At 71.9% G+C, this 17,236-nt stretch carries 12 protein-coding genes; 5 read left to right on the forward strand and 7 right to left on the reverse strand.

What is annotated here, in order from left to right:
• Positions 1-39 precede the first annotated feature (39 nt).
• The 5 genes from ACWD1Z_RS24955 to uvrC form a co-directional block, all read right to left on the reverse strand.
• Positions 40-2,997 (reverse strand): M14 family zinc carboxypeptidase, encoded by a 2,958-nt coding sequence (locus ACWD1Z_RS24955; protein ID WP_451121807.1) that lies wholly within the window; start codon positions 2,995-2,997, stop codon positions 40-42.
• Positions 2,998-3,143: 146 nt separating this feature from the next.
• Positions 3,144-4,133, reverse strand: a complete 990-nt coding sequence (gene whiA, locus ACWD1Z_RS24960) for a DNA-binding protein WhiA (protein WP_250070529.1) — start codon at positions 4,131-4,133, stop codon at positions 3,144-3,146.
• Positions 4,124-5,191: a gluconeogenesis factor YvcK family protein gene (locus tag ACWD1Z_RS24965; RefSeq protein ID WP_451121808.1), complete on the reverse strand. Its 1,068-nt coding sequence runs from the start codon at positions 5,189-5,191 to the stop codon at positions 4,124-4,126. The genes whiA and ACWD1Z_RS24965 overlap by 10 nt, the downstream gene beginning before the upstream one ends.
• The gene (rapZ, locus tag ACWD1Z_RS24970; protein ID WP_451121809.1) at positions 5,188-6,189 is read right to left on the reverse strand and encodes an RNase adapter RapZ; all 1,002 of its coding nucleotides are present in this window, start codon (positions 6,187-6,189) and stop codon (positions 5,188-5,190) included. Before rapZ ends, ACWD1Z_RS24965 begins: the two co-directional genes overlap by 4 nt.
• Positions 6,186-8,231 (reverse strand): excinuclease ABC subunit UvrC, encoded by a 2,046-nt coding sequence (gene uvrC, locus ACWD1Z_RS24975; protein WP_451121810.1) that lies wholly within the window; start codon positions 8,229-8,231, stop codon positions 6,186-6,188. Before uvrC ends, rapZ begins: the two co-directional genes overlap by 4 nt.
• Positions 8,232-8,432: 201 nt before the next feature.
• Here uvrC and ACWD1Z_RS24980 point away from each other — a divergent pair, with 201 nt between their 5' ends.
• Positions 8,433-9,422, forward strand: coding sequence for a hypothetical protein (locus ACWD1Z_RS24980; protein WP_451121811.1), 990 nt, complete (start codon positions 8,433-8,435; stop codon positions 9,420-9,422).
• A 32-nt stretch (positions 9,423-9,454) separates the two neighbouring features.
• Here the strand turns inward: ACWD1Z_RS24980 and ACWD1Z_RS24985 are convergent, their stop codons facing one another.
• Entirely contained in the window at positions 9,455-9,883 is a 429-nt protein-coding gene (locus tag ACWD1Z_RS24985) for a Rieske (2Fe-2S) protein (protein WP_389418699.1), read from the reverse strand.
• A 196-nt stretch (positions 9,884-10,079) separates the two neighbouring features.
• Here ACWD1Z_RS24985 and ACWD1Z_RS24990 point away from each other — a divergent pair, with 196 nt between their 5' ends.
• Positions 10,080-11,132, forward strand: a complete 1,053-nt coding sequence (locus ACWD1Z_RS24990; protein WP_451121812.1) for a LacI family DNA-binding transcriptional regulator — start codon at positions 10,080-10,082, stop codon at positions 11,130-11,132.
• Positions 11,129-12,052 (forward strand): carbohydrate kinase family protein, encoded by a 924-nt coding sequence (locus tag ACWD1Z_RS24995; RefSeq protein ID WP_451121813.1) that lies wholly within the window; start codon positions 11,129-11,131, stop codon positions 12,050-12,052. Before ACWD1Z_RS24990 ends, ACWD1Z_RS24995 begins: the two co-directional genes overlap by 4 nt.
• Before the next feature lie 291 nt (positions 12,053-12,343).
• Here ACWD1Z_RS24995 and uvrA read toward each other — a convergent pair whose 3' ends face one another.
• Positions 12,344-15,388: an excinuclease ABC subunit UvrA gene (gene uvrA, locus ACWD1Z_RS25000; protein WP_451121814.1), complete on the reverse strand. Its 3,045-nt coding sequence runs from the start codon at positions 15,386-15,388 to the stop codon at positions 12,344-12,346.
• A 223-nt stretch (positions 15,389-15,611) separates the two neighbouring features.
• Between uvrA and ACWD1Z_RS25005 the strand changes: the two genes are divergently transcribed.
• Positions 15,612-16,298 carry a maleylpyruvate isomerase family mycothiol-dependent enzyme gene (locus ACWD1Z_RS25005; RefSeq protein WP_451121815.1) on the forward strand — a complete coding sequence of 229 codons (687 nt, stop codon included), beginning with the start codon at positions 15,612-15,614 and terminating at the stop codon, positions 16,296-16,298.
• Positions 16,299-16,307: 9 nt separating this feature from the next.
• A complete protein-coding gene (locus ACWD1Z_RS25010; protein ID WP_451121816.1) occupies positions 16,308-16,964 on the forward strand; it encodes an MBL fold metallo-hydrolase in 657 nt (218 codons plus the stop codon).
• The last annotated feature ends 272 nt before the right edge of the window (positions 16,965-17,236 follow it).

Here is a 17,236-nt window from a genome sequence, read left to right on the forward strand (position 1 = left end):
CGGACCGCCCCTTCGCGCTATCGCCCCGTCATCGTGCGGTCACGGAGTGTCGAGAGAGGTGAGGGCCTTGCGGATCAGGGCCGCACGGTCGGCCGGGGCGACGACGTGCTCCAGGCCGAAGCCCAGCAGCACGGTGTCGTCCGTGGTGACCGCGCCGTACGTCTGGAAGAGCCGGCCGACCCGCGCCCAGTCCTTGACGACGGCGGGGCTGCCCGCGGGCGGACCCGGGACGCGCCAGGCGCCCAGCGACGTCTCGAAGCCCTCGGTCTCGACGGCGGTGCCGCCGATCACGACCGAGGCGTTGTCGACGAGGACGCCACGGCCACCGGAGCCGGGGTCACTGATGTAGCCGAGCGAGACCTCGACGGTCCGGCCCGCGTAGGCGGACAGATCGAAGGAGACCTCCTGCCAGCCGGCCGACGCCCCGGTGAAGCTGTTCCAGGAGCCGCTGGTGCCGGACGGGGTGCAGGCGCCGTCGGCGAGGGTCAGATACCGCTTGAGCGCGGGGTGGGCCTGGATGAAGTACCCGGCCGAGCACTCCTCGGGCACCGCGGTGCCGGTCGCGCCGCCCTGCTCCGGCAGCGTCGTCCAGTCGTCGCCGCCCGCCGTACGGGCCTCCAGGACCGCGTGGTCGTAGCCCGGCTCGGTGCTCCACAGCATGCGGGTGCGCAGGGTGGGTGCCTGCGCGGCGGTCACCGAGGTCAGGTCGATGGTGCGGGTGAGGCGGTTCCAGGCGTAGTCGCTGTGCGTGACGGCCGCCATGGAGCTGCCCTCGAAGGGGCCGTAGGGGTTGACGGTGCCCGGGTAATGGCCCGCTCCGGCGCTCGCGAACTGCGGGAACCGGTCCACGGGCAGGGTCTCGGAGGTCACGCTGTAGGAACCGGCCGCGTTCAGCGGGTTGCCCGGCGCCCCGGCCAGCGTGCCCTTGCTGCCCGCGAGTTCACCGGCGCCCTCGAAGGCGGTGGCGTCGGGAAGGGACGTACGGCTGTAGGCGCCCAGGTAGTACTGGCTGAAGTCGTTGGACAGGTTGCCGCCGCCGAGGTCGACGCTGCCGCCGGCCTGTTCGCCGGCCTCGATCAGCCTGCCGCCCTCGTTGAGGAAGGCGCGCAGCTGGAGCTGGGTGGCGTTGCCCGGGACGCCGGCGCCCGTGTAGTGGACGACGGTGTCGAAGTGGCCGAGCACGCCGAGCGCGTCGGGCGCGCCCTGGGTGGCCACGTCCCAGACGGCGGCCTTGCGGCCGTTGGCCTTGAGCGCGTCGACGTAGAGCTGCGCCTGGGTGGCGGCCGCGCCCTCCTCGGCTACGACCAGGGTGTCCGCGCGCGGGCGTTCGGCCACGGTGTAGGTGAAGCGCTCGCTGGAGACCGGCTTCCCGCTCCTGGTCTCGCCGGTGAACCACACCTCGACCTTGTCCCCGGCGTCGCCGTCGGCGACCTTGGCGCGGTACTCGTCGAAGTAGAGGTTGTCCTCACCGCCGTAGGTCTCGCCGCCCTTCCACGGCCGCAGCGCCATGTCGTGCGTACGGCCGCCGTTGACGCGGTACTTGAGCTCCTTGTCGCGCACGGACTTGCGGGCGACGACGGAGACCTCCTGGTCGGCGCCGCGGGAGTAGGACGTGGTGAACGGCGCCGGGGTGAAGTCGGCGGCCTTCAGACCGACCGGGGAGGACGGCCGGTCCGGGTGGGCGGCGGACTCGGCGACGGAGAGCGCGAACGGGACGTTCTTGGCGAACTCCTGCTGGATCAGCCTCTCGTCGTCCGGGAAGTTGAAGATGGACTGGCAGTCGCCGGGCAGCCAGGCGTCGTTCGGGTCGACGTTCGAGGCGGTCTGGCAGGTCGACATCTCGGGCGTGAACATCGCCAGGCCGTTGACGTTGGCGGCGTGTCCGTCCGCCTCGCCGTTGGTGGTGTACAGCTCGGAGGAGACCTGCGGGTGGTAGCCCGGGACGGCGGGGTTCTCGGGGGTACCCGCGAGCGCCTTGTACATCACGTCGTCGGGGGTGTGCGTGGCCACCTGCCAGCCGACGCCGTAGAGGATGAGCTCGGCGGCCGAGTGGTAGTTGATGCCGAGTTCGAAGCCGATGCGCTTCTGGAAGGCGTCGATCGCCTTGGTCTCGGGTTCCGAGCCGGGGGCGTCACCGCGGTAGGTCTGGCTGGTGGGGTTCGGGGACGAACCCTCGTTGTCGTAGCCCCACTTGTAGGCGAAGTTGCGGTTGAGGTCGACGCCGTCGCCGGTGCTGATGGTGCCGTCGCCGTTGACGTCCCGCATGTTCTTGCGCCACAGGCGGTCGCCCGCCTCCTCGAAGGTGTAGTCGTAGCCGTCGGGGTTGGCCGAGATCACGAACCACAGCTCGGTGGTGTCGACGATCTTCTTGATCCGCTTGTCGGTCCGGTAGTTGTCCAGGTAGTGGTGCATCAGCCGCCGGGTCATCTCCGGGGTGATCCACTCCCGGGCGTGCTGGTTGGACATGTAGAGCACGGAGGGCTTGGCGCCGTCCTTGGACTTCTTGGCGTTCTTGGTGAGCTTCAGCGCCAGGATGTCCTGGCCCCGGACGGTCTTGCCGAGGGAGACGACCTTGGTGAGGCCGGGGTTGTCCTGGCCGGCGCGGAGGATCTCCTCCTTCAGGCCGCCGCTGCCGCTGTAGGGCCGGTAGACGCCGTCCGCGGCCGCTTCGACGCGCCGCTCGGCCCTGGCGGACAGGGTGTGCTCGGTGAGTTCGACGCCCTGCTTCTCCAGCTTCTCGGCCTGCTGGTCGGTGAGGTAGACCTCGATGGTGGCGGTGCCCTTCTCGGGCGCCTGCTCACTGAGTTCATGGCCGTCCTGTCCGGCGGCCAGCAGCAGCGGGATCTGCTTCTTGGTGACCTCGGCGCGGAAGACCTTGACCTCGTCGGCGTCCGGTGCGTCCGAACTGCCGTTCTGTGCCTGGGCGATGGGTGCGATGCTCGCTCCGCCGATCAGGAGCGCGCCGACAGCGAGGATCGATCTCGCTCTGTGTCTCATGAACCCCCCTTGCGTGGGTTCGCCACGTCAGCGAACAGATGCCAGGCTCATGACACTTCATGATCGAGTCAAGGGTGCCTCAAGAACCCGGAAACGCCGGTGACCGTCACCCGAGGGGGCGCGGTCACCGGCGTGTCGAGCGGGTGTCAGCCCACGAGGTTGTCGGCCATCTCCTCGGTGATGCTGGACTCGGTGCCGGGGATGCCGAGGTCCTGGGCGCGCTTGTCGGCCATCGCCAGCAGCCGGCGGATGCGGCCGGCGACGGCGTCCTTGGTCAGCGGCGGGTCGGCGAGCGCGCCCAGCTCTTCCAGGGAGGCCTGCTTGTGCTCCATGCGCAGCCGGCCGGCGGCGGCGAGGTGCTCGGGGACCTCCTCGCCGAGGATCTCCAGGGCGCGCTGGACGCGGGCACCGGCGGCGACGGCCGCGCGCGCGGAGCGGCGCAGGTTGGCGTCGTCGAAGTTGGCGAGGCGGTTCGCCGTGGCGCGGACCTCGCGGCGCATCCGGCGCTCCTCCCAGGCCAGCACCGACTCATGGGCGCCGAGCCGGGTGAGCAGGGCGCCGATCGCGTCGCCGTCGCGGACGACGACCCGGTCCACGCCGCGCACCTCACGGGCCTTGGCGGCGATGGACAGCCGGCGGGCGGCGCCGACGAGCGCGAGCGCGGCCTCGGGGCCCGGGCAGGTCACCTCCAGGGAGGAGGAGCGGCCGGGCTCGGTGAGCGAGCCGTGCGCCAGGAAGGCGCCGCGCCAGGCGGCCTCCGCGTCACAGGTGGCGCCGGAGACGACCTGCGGGGGCAGCCCTCTGATCGGGCGGCCCCGGCCGTCGACCAGGCCGGTCTGCCGGGCCAGCTGGTCCCCGCCGGCGACCACGCGCACCACGTAGCGCGAGCCGCGGCGCAGTCCGCCCGGTGCCATCACGATCAGTTCGGAGCTGTGGCCGAAGATCTCCAGGATGTCCCGCTTGAGCCGGCGGGCCGCCATCGCGGTGTCCAGCTCCGCCTCGATCACGATGCGCCCGCTGACCAGGTGAAGGCCGCCGGCGAACCGCAGAATGGCGGAGACCTCCGCCTTCCTGCAGCAGGTCCGGGTGACGGGGAGCCGGGAGATCTCGTCCTTCACCGCTGCCGTCATCGCCATGGGCCGATCCTTCCATGCATCCGAAAAATACGGTCGTACGCGGCGGCCAGCAGCTCCGGGTCGTGCCGTGGAGATCCGTCCCCCCGTGCGACCGGAGCCAGCTCGACCGCGGCCCCGAGCCGCTTGGCGGCCTCGGTCAGCACCTCGCGGTCGGGCACGGCTGCCTCGTCGGCCAGCACCACGTCCAGGGCGAGTTTAGGGGCGTGTCGTCCCAAAACCTCCAAATGACGCTGCGGGGAGAAGCCTTCGGTTTCTCCGGGCTGGGGGGCGAGGTTCAGCGAGAGCACCCGGCGGGCCTTCGTCTCCGTCAGCGCGTCCAGCAGCTGGGGCACCAGCAGATGCGGGATGACCGAGGAGAACCAGGACCCCGGGCCCAGCACCACCCAGTCCGCGTCCCGCACGGCCTCGACGGCCTCGGGGACGGCGGGCGGGTCGTGCGGCACCAGGTGCACGGACTGCACCTCACCGGGGGTGAGGGCGACGGTGGCCTGGCCCAGCACGGTGTCCACGTCCTCGGGCCGCTCCGGGTCGTGCCCCTTGACCAGGGCCTGCAGCTCCAGGGGTACGGCGGACATGGGCAGCACGCGCCCGTGCGCGCCGAGCAGCTTGCCGACCAGGTCCAGGGCCTGGACATGGTCGCCGAGCTGTTCCCACAGGGCGACGATCAGCAGATTGCCGACCGCGTGGTCGTGCAGGTCGCCCTGGGAGGCGAAGCGGTGCTGGATCACCCGCGACCAGGTCTGTCCCCAGTCGTCGTCGCCGCACAGCGCGGCCAGCGCCTTGCGCAGGTCGCCGGGTGGCAGCACGCCCAGCTCGTCGCGCAGCCGCCCGCTGGAGCCGCCGTCGTCGGCGACGGTGACGACGGCGGTCAGGTCACCGGTGATCCGGCGCAGCGCGGCGAGCGAGGCGGACAGCCCCATGCCGCCGCCGAGGGCGACGACCTTGGGCTGGGTGCCCCGGCGGCGCGGCCGGCCGCCACGAGCCTCGACGGGCCGGCCGATCCGTCCTTCCGGCACCACCCGGCCGACCCTGATCAGCCGCGGAGTACGTCCTGTCATTCGCGTCCCATGTCCCGGTGGACGACCACTGTCTCCACACCCTGCGCGGCGAGCCGTGCGGCGAGCTTCTCCGAGGTGGCCACCGAACGGTGCTTGCCTCCGGTGCAGCCGACCGCGATGGTCACATAGCGTTTGCCCTCACGACGGTAGCCTGCGGCAATCAGCTGCAGCAGCTCGGTGTACCGGTCGAGGAACTCCTTGGCGCCGGGCTGGTTGAAGACGTACGCCGACACCTCCTCGTTCAGACCGGTGTACGGCCGCAGTTCCGGGACCCAGTGCGGGTTCGGCAGGAACCGCATGTCGACGACCAGGTCGGCGTCGACGGGCAGGCCGTACTTGAAGCCGAAGGACATCACGGTGGCCCGCAGCTCGGGCTCCTCCTCGCCCGCGAACTGGGCGTCCATCTTGGCGCGCAGCTCGTGCACGTTCAGGCTGGAGGTGTCGATCACCAGGTCGGCGTCGCCGCGCAGCTCGCGCAGCAGCTCGCGCTCGGCGGCGATGCCGTCGACGATCCGGCCGTCGCCCTGGAGCGGGTGCGGGCGGCGCACCGACTCGAAGCGGCGCACCAGGGCCTCGTCGGAGGACTCCAGGAAGACGATCCGCCGGGTGACGCCCCGGGTGTCGAGGTCGGCGAGCGACTCGCGGAGGTTGTCGAAGAAGCGGCGCCCGCGGACGTCGACGACGACCGCGATCCGGGCGACGTTGCCCTGGGAGCGGGCGCCGAGCTCCACCATGGTGGGGATCAGCGCCGGCGGCAGGTTGTCGACGACGAACCAGCCGAGGTCCTCCAGACACTTCGCGGCGGTCGAGCGGCCGGCTCCGGACATGCCGGAGATGATCACCAGCTCGGGGATGGTGGCCTCGGGGACCGCGGCGGTGTCGCCGGCCGTACTCACCTGTGCTCCGTTCTCCTTGGGTGGCTGCTGTCGGGTCCGATCATCGCCCGGGTCCATGTGGGCCTGATCTCGCTCCGCTGTGGGCTTCTCCTGCTCGGTCATGTCTCCTGCCCCCGTCGTTCGTCCGGGGTGCCCGCGGTCACGGGCTCCCCCGGGGTGCCCGCGGTCGTCTCGGGCGCCCCGTCCTCCGTGTCTTCCATGATCTCTCCAGTCGCCGTGTTCACGGCGGGCGCGGCCGGGGCCGCCTGGGCGAAGGCCGCGGCGATGGTCTCGGCCGTTTTACGACCTATGCCCGGAACTTCGCAGATCTGGTCGATTGTCGCCGATCGCAGCCGTTTCACCGAACCGAAGTGCTTGATCAGCGCCTGCTTGCGGGTCTCGCCGAGGCCCGGTACGTCGTCCAGGGGGCTGGACCGGAAGCGCTGGGCGCGCTTGGTGCGCTGGTAGGTAATGGCGAAGCGGTGGGCCTCGTCACGGATGCGCTGGAGCAGATACAGGCCCTCGCTGGTGCGCGGCAGCACCACCGGGTCGTCCTCCCCGGGCACCCAGACCTCCTCCAGGCGCTTGGCCAGGCCGCACACGGCGATGTCGTCGATGCCGAGCTCGTCCAGGGCCCGCTTGGCTGCGGCGACCTGGGGCTGCCCGCCGTCGACGACGACGAGCTGGGGCGGGTAGGCGAACTTCCTGGGGCGGCCGTCGTCCTCGGTGAGGGCGTCCTCCCCCTCGGCCCACTCCCCCGTCCGCTCCTTCTCGGCGAGGTACCGCTTGAAGCGGCGGGAGATCACCTCGTGCATGGACCGGACGTCGTCCTGTCCCGCGAAGCCCCTGATCTGGAAGCGGCGGTACTCGCCCTTGCGCTGGAGGCCGTCCTCGAAGACGACCATGGAGGCCACGACGTCCTCGCCTTGGAGGTGGGAGATGTCGTAGCACTCGATCCGCAGCGGGGCGCTGTCCAGGCCGAGGGCGTCGGCGATCTCCTCCAGCGCGCGCGAGCGCGTGGTCAGGTCGGAGGCGCGCTTGGTCTTGTGCAGTCCGAGGGCCTGCAGGGCGTTGCGCGCGACGGTCTCCATCAGCGCCTTCTTGTCGCCGCGCTGCGGGATGCGCAGCGAGACGGCCGATCCGCGGCGCTCGGTGAGCCACTGCTGGACCGGCTCCACCGGGTCGGGCAGGGCCGGGACGAGGACCTCCTTGGGCACGGAGTCCCCGCTCTCCTCGCCGTAGAGCTGCTGGAGGGCGTGCTCGACGAGGGCACCGGTGGTGATCTCCTCGACCTTGTCGGTGACCCAGCCGCGCTGGCCGCGCACGCGTCCGCCGCGGACGTGGAAGATCTGCACGGCGGCTTCCAGCTCGTCCTCGGCGACGGCGATCAGGTCGGCGTCGGTCGCGTCGGCCAGCACGACCGCGTTCTTCTCCATGGCCTTCTTCAGGGCCCCGATGTCGTCGCGCAGGCGCGCGGCCCGCTCGTACTCCATCTCGTCGGCCGCCTGGACCATCTGCTTCTCCAGCCGGCGCAGATACGTGCCCGTGCGGCCGGCCATGAAGTCGCAGAACTCGTCGGCCAGTTCGCGGTGCTCCTCGGGCGAGACCCGGCCGACGCAGGGCGCGGAGCACTTGCCGATGTAGCCGAGCAGACAGGGGCGGTCGGTGCGGGCTGCGTTCTTGAAGACCCCGGCCGAGCAGGTGCGCACCGGGAAGACGCGCAGCAGCAGGTCCACGGTGTCGCGGATCGCCCACGCGTGGGCGTACGGCCCGAAATAGCGCACGCCCTTCTTCTTGTGACCGCGCATCACCTGCACCCGCGGGAACTGTTCGCTCATCGTCACCGCGAGGTAGGGGTAGCTCTTGTCGTCGCGGTACTTGACGTTGAACCGGGGGTCGTACTCCTTGATCCAGGAGTACTCCAGCTGGAGCGCCTCCACCTCCGTGGACACCACCGTCCACTCCACGGACGCCGCCGTGGTGACCATGGTGCGGGTGCGGGGGTGCAGGCCCGCCAGGTCCTGGAAGTAGTTCGCCAGGCGCTGGCGCAGGCTCTTCGCCTTTCCGACGTAGATCACCCTGCGGTGCTCGTCACGGAACCTGTAGACCCCGGGGGAGTCCGGGATCTGTCCCGGCCTGGGGCGGTAGCTGGAGGGGTCGGCCATGTTTCACACCCTACTGGCGAGGGGTGACAGCGCGACGAGGCTGTGGACAACGCCGGCGGACCGCCATGGGCACGGTTGGGCATCAGGTGTTGTCGGGGCTTGGTCAACACGCTTCAATGCGGGGGAACTCGGGCCCGGCCTCTGCCGCCCGCGCGAACGGTCCGACCAGCCGTCGTGAACGCTGCCCAGAAAGGCCCCCGCATGCCGCACGCCACTCAGCAGGCGGACGTCACCGCCGTCCCCGCGGTGCCGGACGTGGCCGGGGTCACGCACGCGGACCCGGCCCTGGACGCGGTGCTCAGCGGCGGCCCCTTCCACGTCGCCCTGCGCGCCGCCATCGCCGCGCGCGGGCTGCCGCTCCAGCGCGTGCAGCACCATCTGTCGCGCTACGGGGTCAAGGTCGGCGTCACCAGCCTCAGTTACTGGCAGCAGGGCGCCCGCCGGCCGCAGCGCCCCGAGTCGCTGCGCGCGGTGCGGGCGCTGGAGGAGATCCTCCAGCTGCCGGAGGAGTCGCTGATCCGGCTGCTGGCGGAGGGCGACGAGCCGGCCGCCGGGCGGCCCGCGGTCCGCTCCTACCGCTCCCTGGTCGAGGCCGACGGCGTCCTGGCGGGGCTGCTGGCCGAGCTGGACGCCCCGGCCGACGGCGGGCTGCACACCCTGGGGCTGCACGAGCGGGTGCGGATCGGCGCGCGGCGGGAACTGGCGGGCCGCGAGGCACACCACATCGTGCGCGCCCACCGGGACGGCGTCGACCGCTGCACGGCCGTGTACCACGGCGACCCCGGCTGCACGCCGGACCTCATGCGCGTGCAGGCCCTGGAGAACTGCCGCACGGGCCGCGTCCGGTACCACCACGACACCGGCGTCCTCGTCGCCGAGCTGCTCTTCGACACCCGCCTGCGCTCCGGCGACACCTTCCTGTTCCGGTACGGCGTCGAGGACGGCACCGCCGGGGTGTCCCACGAGTACGCGCGCGGGTTCGGCGTCCCGGGCGGCCAGTACGCCCTTCAGGTCCGCTTCGACGAGCACTGTCCGCCGGTGCGCTGCCACCGGTTCGCCCAGCACTCGGCCGCGGCCCCGCGCAGCGGCCGTCAGGAGCTTCCGCTCAGCCCGCGGCACCACTCGGTCCACCTCGTCGAGCCCCGGCTGCGGACGGGCATCGTGGGGATCGGCTGGGACTGGGAGGAGTGAGCGTGGGCCGCTCGCCCCTCGCCCGCCTCCGTTCAGGCGGTGGGGGCCGGGCCCGCCACGATCCGGCCGCCCTCGGCCCGTACCGGCAGCTCCTTCAGCGGCGCGCTCGCCGGCTCGTGCAGCACCTCGCCGCTCGTGGCGTCGAACTCGCTGCCGTGGCAGGGGCAGACGAGCTTCGTCCCGTCCAGCTTGTTGATGGGGCACAGAGCGTGCGTGCAGATCGTGCTGTACGCCTTCAGGGCGCCGTTCGCGTCCCGGCTGACGACCACCTTGTGCTCGCGGTACAGCTTCGCGCCGCCCTTGGGGACCTCGCTCTCCGCGCCGAGGTCGACGGGCGCGCTCGGTTCGGCGTCCGTCGTCCCGCCGCCCGGTGAGCAGGCGGCCAGGCCGAGCCCGGCGACAGGGGTGAGGGCCGCTCCGCGCAGGACGGTACGACGGGTCGGGGTCGGGCGGCCGGGCATAGGGGGCTCCACTGGTCAGGGGGCGGGCAGGGCGACGATACCGGCCGGGGAGGGCGGGACCGGCGCCGGGGCGAGCGGAGACGGGGGACGGCGAGGCCGGGACGTAAACGCTTGCGCAAGCGTTTACGTGTGCCGCCGAATGGGATACCTTCCCGGCCAGGAGCAGCGAGAGCAGCGCCCGGAGGGAGAGACCCCGATGCCGACCATGGCCGACGTGGCCCGTGACGCGGGGGTCTCCGTGGCGACCGTCTCGCATGTGCTCAACGACACCCGCCCGGTGCTCCCCCACACCCGGCAGGCCGTCCTGGACGCCATCGACCGGCTCGGCTACACCCCGAACTCCCTGGCCCGCTCCCTGGTGACCGCGCGCACCCGGTCCATCGGCCTCGCGGTGTCGGCGATCAGCAACCCCTTCTTCACGGAGATCCTCCAGGGCGTCGAGGCGGGCGCCCTGGAGCACGGCTACAGCCTGCTCATCGCCGACCCGCACGACGACCCCGGGCACGAGCGCAAGGTCGTGCAGCTGCTGCACGAGCGGCGGGTGGACGGCATGATCGTCGCGCCCTCCGCCGATCCGCGCGAGCTGCTGGCCTACCTGCGGCGGCACGACGTCCCGACGGTGTTCCTCGACCGGCTGGTCGACGACGGGGCCGCGCCGCACTTCGACCAGGTGTGCGCGGCCGGCGCCGAACCCACGACCCGGCTCGTCACCCATCTCGCGGAGCTGGGCCACCGGCGGATCGGCCTGGTCGCGGGGCGCCCCGGGCTCAGCACCACCAGCGAGCGGATCACCGGCTACCGGCACGGTCTGGCGTACGCCGGTCTCGCCCACGACGAGCGCCTGATCGCGCACGGCGACTCCGAGTCCCCCGGCGCCGAACGCGCGACCGCCGCCCTGCTGGACCTCGCCGCGCCGCCCACGGCCCTGGTGACCGCCAACAACGCGATGACCATCGGTGCCCTGCGCGCCCTGCGCGAGCGCGGCCTGTCCGTGCCCGACGACATCGCCCTGTGCTGCTTCGACGACTTCGCCTGGGCCGACCTGTTCACCCCCCGGCTCACCGCGATCGCCCAGCCCAGCAAGGAGCTGGGCGCACAGGCCGTACGGGTCCTGCTGGACCGGCTCGCCGAGCCGGACCGGCCCGCCCGGACCGTGCGGCTCGACTGCGCCTTCGTCCACCGCACCTCGTGCGGCTGCCCCGGGCAGCCGCCGGACCTCCCGCACCTTCCGAAAGGAACCGCCTCGTGATCGTCGTCGCCGGTGAGGCACTGATCGACCTCGTGCCGCAGGGCACGGGCGCCCTGGCGAGCCTGCGGCCGGCGCTCGGCGGCGGCCCCTTCAACACGGCCGTCGCCCTCGGCCGCCTCGGCTCCCCCACCGCCTTCTGCTCCCGCACGTCCTTCGACGCCTTCGGCGAGGCCCTGCTGGACGGGCTGCGCCGGGACGGGGTCGATGTGTCGGCCGTCCAGCGCGGACCCGAGCCGACGACGCTCGCGGTCGCCACCGTCGACGAGGGCGGTTCGGCCGCCTACTCCTTCTACGTCGACGGCACCGCCGACCGGCTGTTCACCGCGCCCGCCGCGCTGCCGCCAGGCACGCGCGCGGTGTCCTTCGGGACCTGCTCACTCGTCCTGGAGCCGGGCGCCACCGCCTACGAGGAGCTGATGCGGGCGGCCGCCGCGCAGGGTGTGTTCACCGCCCTCGACCCGAACATCCGCCCGGGACTGATCCCCGACCCGGACGTCTACCGGGCCCGGTTCCGCGGCTGGCTGCCCTCGGTGTCGCTGCTCAAGCTGTCCGCGGAGGACGCCGAGTGGCTCGGCGGCACCCCGCGCGAGTGGCTGGCCGAGGGCCCCGCGGCCGTGGTGGTCACCCGTGGCGGCGACGGGCTCACCGTCTTCACCCGGGACGGCGGGGAGCACTCGGTACCGGGCGAGAAGGTCGACGTCGTGGACACGATCGGGGCCGGGGACACCGTCAACGCGGCGCTGCTGCACGGGCTGGCCGTCCGGGGCGCGCTGTCCCCCCGGGCGGTGACGGGGCTCGGCGCGGACGACTGGACGGACCTGCTGCGGTTCGCGGCCCGCGCGGCGGCGGTCACCTGCTCGCGCGCGGGCGCGGAACCGCCGTACGCCGCCGAACTGGCCGGGGCGCCGGACGCCGGCTGAGCCGCGGCGCGCTTCCGCGGTCGACGCGGGAAGAGGCTCGGCGCACTTCCGGCCGACGCCTGAAGAGGCTCGGCGCGCCCCGCAGTCGACACCGGCCGAGACACGGCACGCCTCGCAGTCGACGTCAGTCGAGACACGGCACGCCCCGCGGCCGACACCGGCCGAGACGGCACGCCCGCCCCGGTCGCCACCGACTGACACGGCATGCCCCCAGTCGGCGCAAGCCGAGACGCGGCGCGCCCCCGCGGGAGGATTCCGCGGGGGCGCGTGGCCGGGTGGGGCCGGACGGGCTCAGGCCTTGCGGGCCCGGGTCGTCTTCTTCGCCGGTGCCGCCTTCTTGGTGGCTCCGGCGGCCTTCTTGGCGGTCGTGCCGTCGGCGGCCTTGGACTTGGTGGTCCGGGCGGTGGCCGTCTTCTTCGCCGCCGACTTGGCCGCGACCGTCTTCTTCGCCGCCGCCCTGCGCGGGGCCCGCACGGAGGACGCGTCGCTGATCCGGTCGGCGCCGAGGATCTCCCGCAGGAACTTGCCGGTGTGGCTGGCCGGGACCGCGGCGACCTCCTCGGGCGTGCCCTCGGCGACGACCAGGCCACCGCCGGCGCCGCCCTCGGGGCCCATGTCGACGACCCAGTCGGCGGTCTTGATCACATCGAGGTTGTGCTCGATGACGATGACCGTGTTGCCCTTCTCGACCAGGCCGGACAGGACCTTCAGCAGCTTGCTGATGTCCTCGAAGTGCAGACCGGTGGTCGGCTCGTCGAGAACGTAGACCGTGCGGCCGGTGGAACGCTTCTGGAGCTCGCTGGCGAGCTTCACGCGCTGGGCCTCACCGCCGGACAGGGTGGTCGCGGACTGGCCGAGGCGGACGTAGCCGAGACCGACGTCGTTGAGCGTCCTGAGGTGGCGGTTGATCGCCGGGACGGCCTCGAAGAAGTCCATGGCCTCCTCGATCGGCATGTTCAGGATCTCGGCGATGTTCTTGCCCTTGTAGTGGACCTCCAGGGTCTCCCGGTTGTACCGGGCGCCGTGGCAGACCTCGCACGGGACGTAGACGTCCGGGAGGAAGTTCATCTCGATCTTGATGGTGCCGTCACCCGCGCAGTTCTCGCAGCGGCCGCCCTTGACGTTGAAGGAGAACCGGCCCGGCATGTAACCGCGGACCTTCGCCTCGGTGGTCTCGGCGAACAGCTTGCGGACGTGGTCGAAGACGCCGGTGTACGTCGCCGGGTTGGACCGCGGGGTGCGGCCGATGGGCGACTGGTCGACGTGTACGACCTTGTCGACGAGGTCGTCGCCGTCCACGCGCGTGTGCCGCCCCGGAACGCTGCGGGCGCCGTTGAGCTCGCGCGCCAGGTGCGTGTACAGGATGTCGTTGACCAGCGTCGACTTGCCGGAGCCGGACACGCCGGTGACGGCGGTGAACAGGCCCAGCGGGAAGGAGACGTCGATGTCCTGGAGGTTGTTCTCCCGGGCGCCGTGCACCGTGAGCCGACGGGAGGGGTCCTGCGGGCGCCGGATGTCGGGCAGCGGGATGGCCTTCTTGCCCGCGAGGTACTGGCCGGTCTGCGACTCGGTGTTGGCGAGCAGTTCCTTCAGCGAGCCGCTGTGCACGACCTTGCCGCCGTGCTCGCCCGCGCCGGGGCCGATGTCGACGATCCAGTCGGCGACCTTGATGGTGTCCTCGTCGTGCTCCACGACGATGAGCGTGTTGCCCATGTCGCGCAGCCGGACCAGGGTCTCGATCAGCCGGTGGTTGTCGCGCTGGTGCAGACCGATGGACGGCTCGTCGAGGACGTACAGGACGCCGACGAGGCCGGAGCCGATCTGGGTGGCCAGGCGGATGCGCTGGGCCTCGCCGCCGGAGAGGGTGCCGGCCGCGCGGTTCAGCGAGAGGTAGTCCAGGCCGACGTCGACCAGGAACCTGAGCCGTTCGTTGACCTCCTTCAGCACACGCTCGGCGATCTTCTTGTCGCGGGCGTTGAGCTTCAGCTTGCCCAGGAAGTCCGCGCAGTCGCTGATGGACATCGCCGCGACCTCGGCGATCGACTTCTCCATCACGGTGACCGCGAGGACGATCGGCTTCAGGCGCGTGCCCGCACAGGTGGGGCAGGGCACCTCGCGCATATAGCCCTCGAAGCGCTCCCGGCTGGCGTCGGACTCGGATTCGCCGTGCCGGCGCTTGACGAACGGGACGGCACCCTCGAAGGGCGTGGTGTACACGCGCTCCCGGCCGTACCGGTTGCGGTACCGGACCTCGATCTGCGTCTTGTGCCCGTACAGCAGCGCCTTCTTCGCGCGCTGCGGGAGCCCCGCGAAGGGGATGTCGGTCCGGAATCCCAGCGCGTCCGCGAGGGCGCCGATCAGCCGGCCGAAGTAGTCCTTGGTGTGCCCGTGGGACCAGGGGTGGATGGCGCCCTCGTCGAGGCTCTTGTCCTCGTCCGGGACGATCAGCTCGGGGTCGACCTCCATGCGCGTGCCGATACCGGTGCACTCGGGGCAGGCGCCGAAGGGCGAGTTGAAGGAGAAGGAGCGCGGCTCCAGCTCCTCGAAGGAGAGGTCGTCGTACGTGCAGTACAGGTGCTCCGAGAACATGCGCTCGCGGTCGGGGTCGTCCTCGGGGAGGTCGACGAAGTCGAGCACGACCATGCCGCCGGACAGGCCGAGGGCGGTCTCCACGGAGTCGGTGAGCCGGCGCTTGGCGGAGTCCTTCACCGTGAGGCGGTCGACGACCACCTCGATGGTGTGCTTCTCCTGCTTCTTCAGCGTGGGCGGGCTGGAGAGCTGGATCGTCTCGCCGTCCACCCGCGCGCGGGAGTAGCCCTTGGTCTGGAGGTCGGCGAAGAGGTCGACGAACTCGCCCTTGCGCTCGCGCACCAGCGGGGACAGCACCTGGAAGCGGCTGCCCTCGGGCAGCTCCAGGACCCTGTCGACGATGGCCTGCGGCGACTGGCGGGCGATGGGGCGGCCGCACTCGGGACAGTGCGGCTTGCCGATGCGCGCGAAGAGCAGGCGCAGATAGTCGTAGACCTCGGTGATGGTGCCGACCGTGGAGCGCGGGTTGCGCGAGGTCGACTTCTGGTCGATGGAGACCGCGGGCGACAGGCCCTCGATGAAGTCGACGTCGGGCTTGTCCATCTGGCCGAGGAACTGGCGGGCGTACGAGGAGAGCGACTCCACATAGCGCCGCTGGCCCTCCGCGAAAATGGTGTCGAAAGCCAGCGAGGACTTGCCCGACCCCGACAGGCCCGTGAAGACGATGAGCGAGTCGCGCGGCAGGTCGAGCGAGACATTCTTGAGGTTGTGCTCGCGCGCGCCACGGACGATGAGACGGTCGGCCACGCCGGTCCGCACCTTTCTTGAGGGAAGTGACAGGGGCGAGGCCCCCGTCTTTCCCAGACTAGGGGGAGCCACTGACAACGCCGGTCGGATTCCTGGATGCGTTAACAATCCCCGGCTCTCCAGCATGCCCGACGCCGCTTCCGACCATATAGCACGCGCATTCGAATTTCGGCACCGCTTCATCACCTTCACCCGAAGGTGTGGCAGGACTAAGGTCAGCGGCATGATTGATCACGCTCATGACCTGGCGTCTGTACGTGACGCGACCGAACGACTGCTCACCGCTGCCGCCCAGCTGGACAACGCCGCGGTCGCCCAGCCGTCACGGCTGCCCGGCTGGACCCGCGGCCATGTCCTCGCCCACCTCGCCCGCAACGCGGACGCTCTGGTGAACGTGCTCGAAGGGCGCCCCATGTACGCCTCCGCCGACGCGCGGGACGCCGACATCGAGCGGGACGCGCCGCGCGCCCTGGACGTCCAGCTCGCGGACGTCCGCGAGAGCGCGGCCCGGTTCGCGCGGACCGGGGAGGCCCCCGCGGACTGGTCCCGGACCGTGGAGCTGCGCAACGGCGTCACCGACTCCGCGTCCCGGGTGCCGTTCCGGCGGTGGGTCGAGGTGGAGCTGCACCATGTGGACCTCGGGATCGGGTACGAGCTGGAGGATCTCCCCGAGGAGTTCGTCCGGCGCGAGAGCGACTTCCTGGCCGAGCGGTTCCTGGGCCACCCGGACGTCCCCTCTCTGGTCATCGAGGCGGAGGGCGGTCCCGTGCTGCGCAGCGGCCGCGCCGAGGGGGCGGCGATCACGGTCGGCGGGCGTCCGGCGGACGTGCTCGGCTGGCTCTGCGGCCGCCGCGACGGCTCGGCGCTCACGGCGGCCGGCGGACCCCTGCCCGCGCTTCCCCCGCTATAGGCTGCCGCCATGACGTACAGCGGAGAGGTGACGGTCGGGGGCCCGGCGGACGTGCACGAGCTCAAGGACCTGATGATCACCAAGATCGCGGTCGGCCCGATGGACAACAACTGCTATCTGCTGCGCTGCCGGGCGACGGACGAGCAGGTGCTGATCGACGCGGCGAACGACGCGGACACGCTGATCGGCATGATCGGCGACGACGGCATCGCCGCCGTCGTCACCACCCACCAGCACGGCGACCACTGGCAGGCGCTCGCGCGGGTCGTCGCGGCCACGGGCGCGCGCACGTACGCGGGGCGTGCGGACGCCGAGGGCATTCCGGTGCCGACCGACGTCCTGGTCGACGACGGGGACGTGATCCGGGTGGGGCACGTGGAACTCACCGCACGCCACCTGGCCGGGCACACCCCGGGTTCGATCGCCCTCGTCTACGACGACCCGCACGGCCACCCCCATGTCTTCACCGGGGACTGCCTGTTCCCGGGCGGCGTGGGCAACACCCGCAAGGATCCGCAGGCGTTCGCCAGCCTGCTCCACGACGTCGAGACCAAGCTCTTCGACGTACTGCCGGACGAGACCTGGGTCTACCCGGGCCACGGCAACGACACGACCCTGGGCGCGGAGCGACCGCACCTGCCGGAGTGGCGCGCACGGGGGTGGTGAACGACGGGTCCGCGCGGGGGGGCGGTGAACCGCGGGTCCGCGCGGGGGTGGGGAACCGCGGGTACGCACGGAGGCGGTGAACCGGGGGTACGCGCGGGGCGCGGACTCTCCTGCGCGCGCCCCGTGTGAAGCCTTCGCACGCATCCGCGCCCTGCGCGCGCTCCCGGCGCATGCCGTCGCGCGGTCCACTGGAAGCGGCCCGCTCAGGATGACGGCTCCTGCGCGGCACGGGCCGCCGGTCTCTTTCCCCGCCCTCGGCCGGCGGCCCGGGC

It is taken from the genome of Streptomyces sp. NPDC002784, assembly GCF_053592135.1.

Excerpts from the sequence above, each read along its gene's own strand:
- ACWD1Z_RS24955 (WP_451121807.1), bottom strand. The coding sequence starts at position 2,997 with ATGAGACACAGAGCGAGATCGATCCTCGCTGTCGGCGCGCTCCTGATC.
- ACWD1Z_RS24985 (WP_389418699.1), bottom strand. The coding sequence starts at position 9,883 with ATGCCCGGCCGCCCGACCCCGACCCGTCGTACCGTCCTGCGCGGAGCG.
- uvrC (WP_451121810.1), bottom strand. The coding sequence starts at position 8,231 with ATGGCCGACCCCTCCAGCTACCGCCCCAGGCCGGGACAGATCCCGGAC.
- ACWD1Z_RS24990 (WP_451121812.1), top strand. The coding sequence starts at position 10,080 with ATGCCGACCATGGCCGACGTGGCCCGTGACGCGGGGGTCTCCGTGGCG.
- whiA (WP_250070529.1), bottom strand. The coding sequence starts at position 4,133 with ATGGCGATGACGGCAGCGGTGAAGGACGAGATCTCCCGGCTCCCCGTC.
- ACWD1Z_RS25010 (WP_451121816.1), top strand. The coding sequence starts at position 16,308 with ATGACGTACAGCGGAGAGGTGACGGTCGGGGGCCCGGCGGACGTGCAC.
- ACWD1Z_RS25005 (WP_451121815.1), top strand. The coding sequence starts at position 15,612 with ATGATTGATCACGCTCATGACCTGGCGTCTGTACGTGACGCGACCGAA.
- rapZ (WP_451121809.1), bottom strand. The coding sequence starts at position 6,189 with ATGACCGAGCAGGAGAAGCCCACAGCGGAGCGAGATCAGGCCCACATG.
- ACWD1Z_RS24980 (WP_451121811.1), top strand. The coding sequence starts at position 8,433 with ATGCCGCACGCCACTCAGCAGGCGGACGTCACCGCCGTCCCCGCGGTG.
- ACWD1Z_RS24965 (WP_451121808.1), bottom strand. The coding sequence starts at position 5,191 with ATGACAGGACGTACTCCGCGGCTGATCAGGGTCGGCCGGGTGGTGCCG.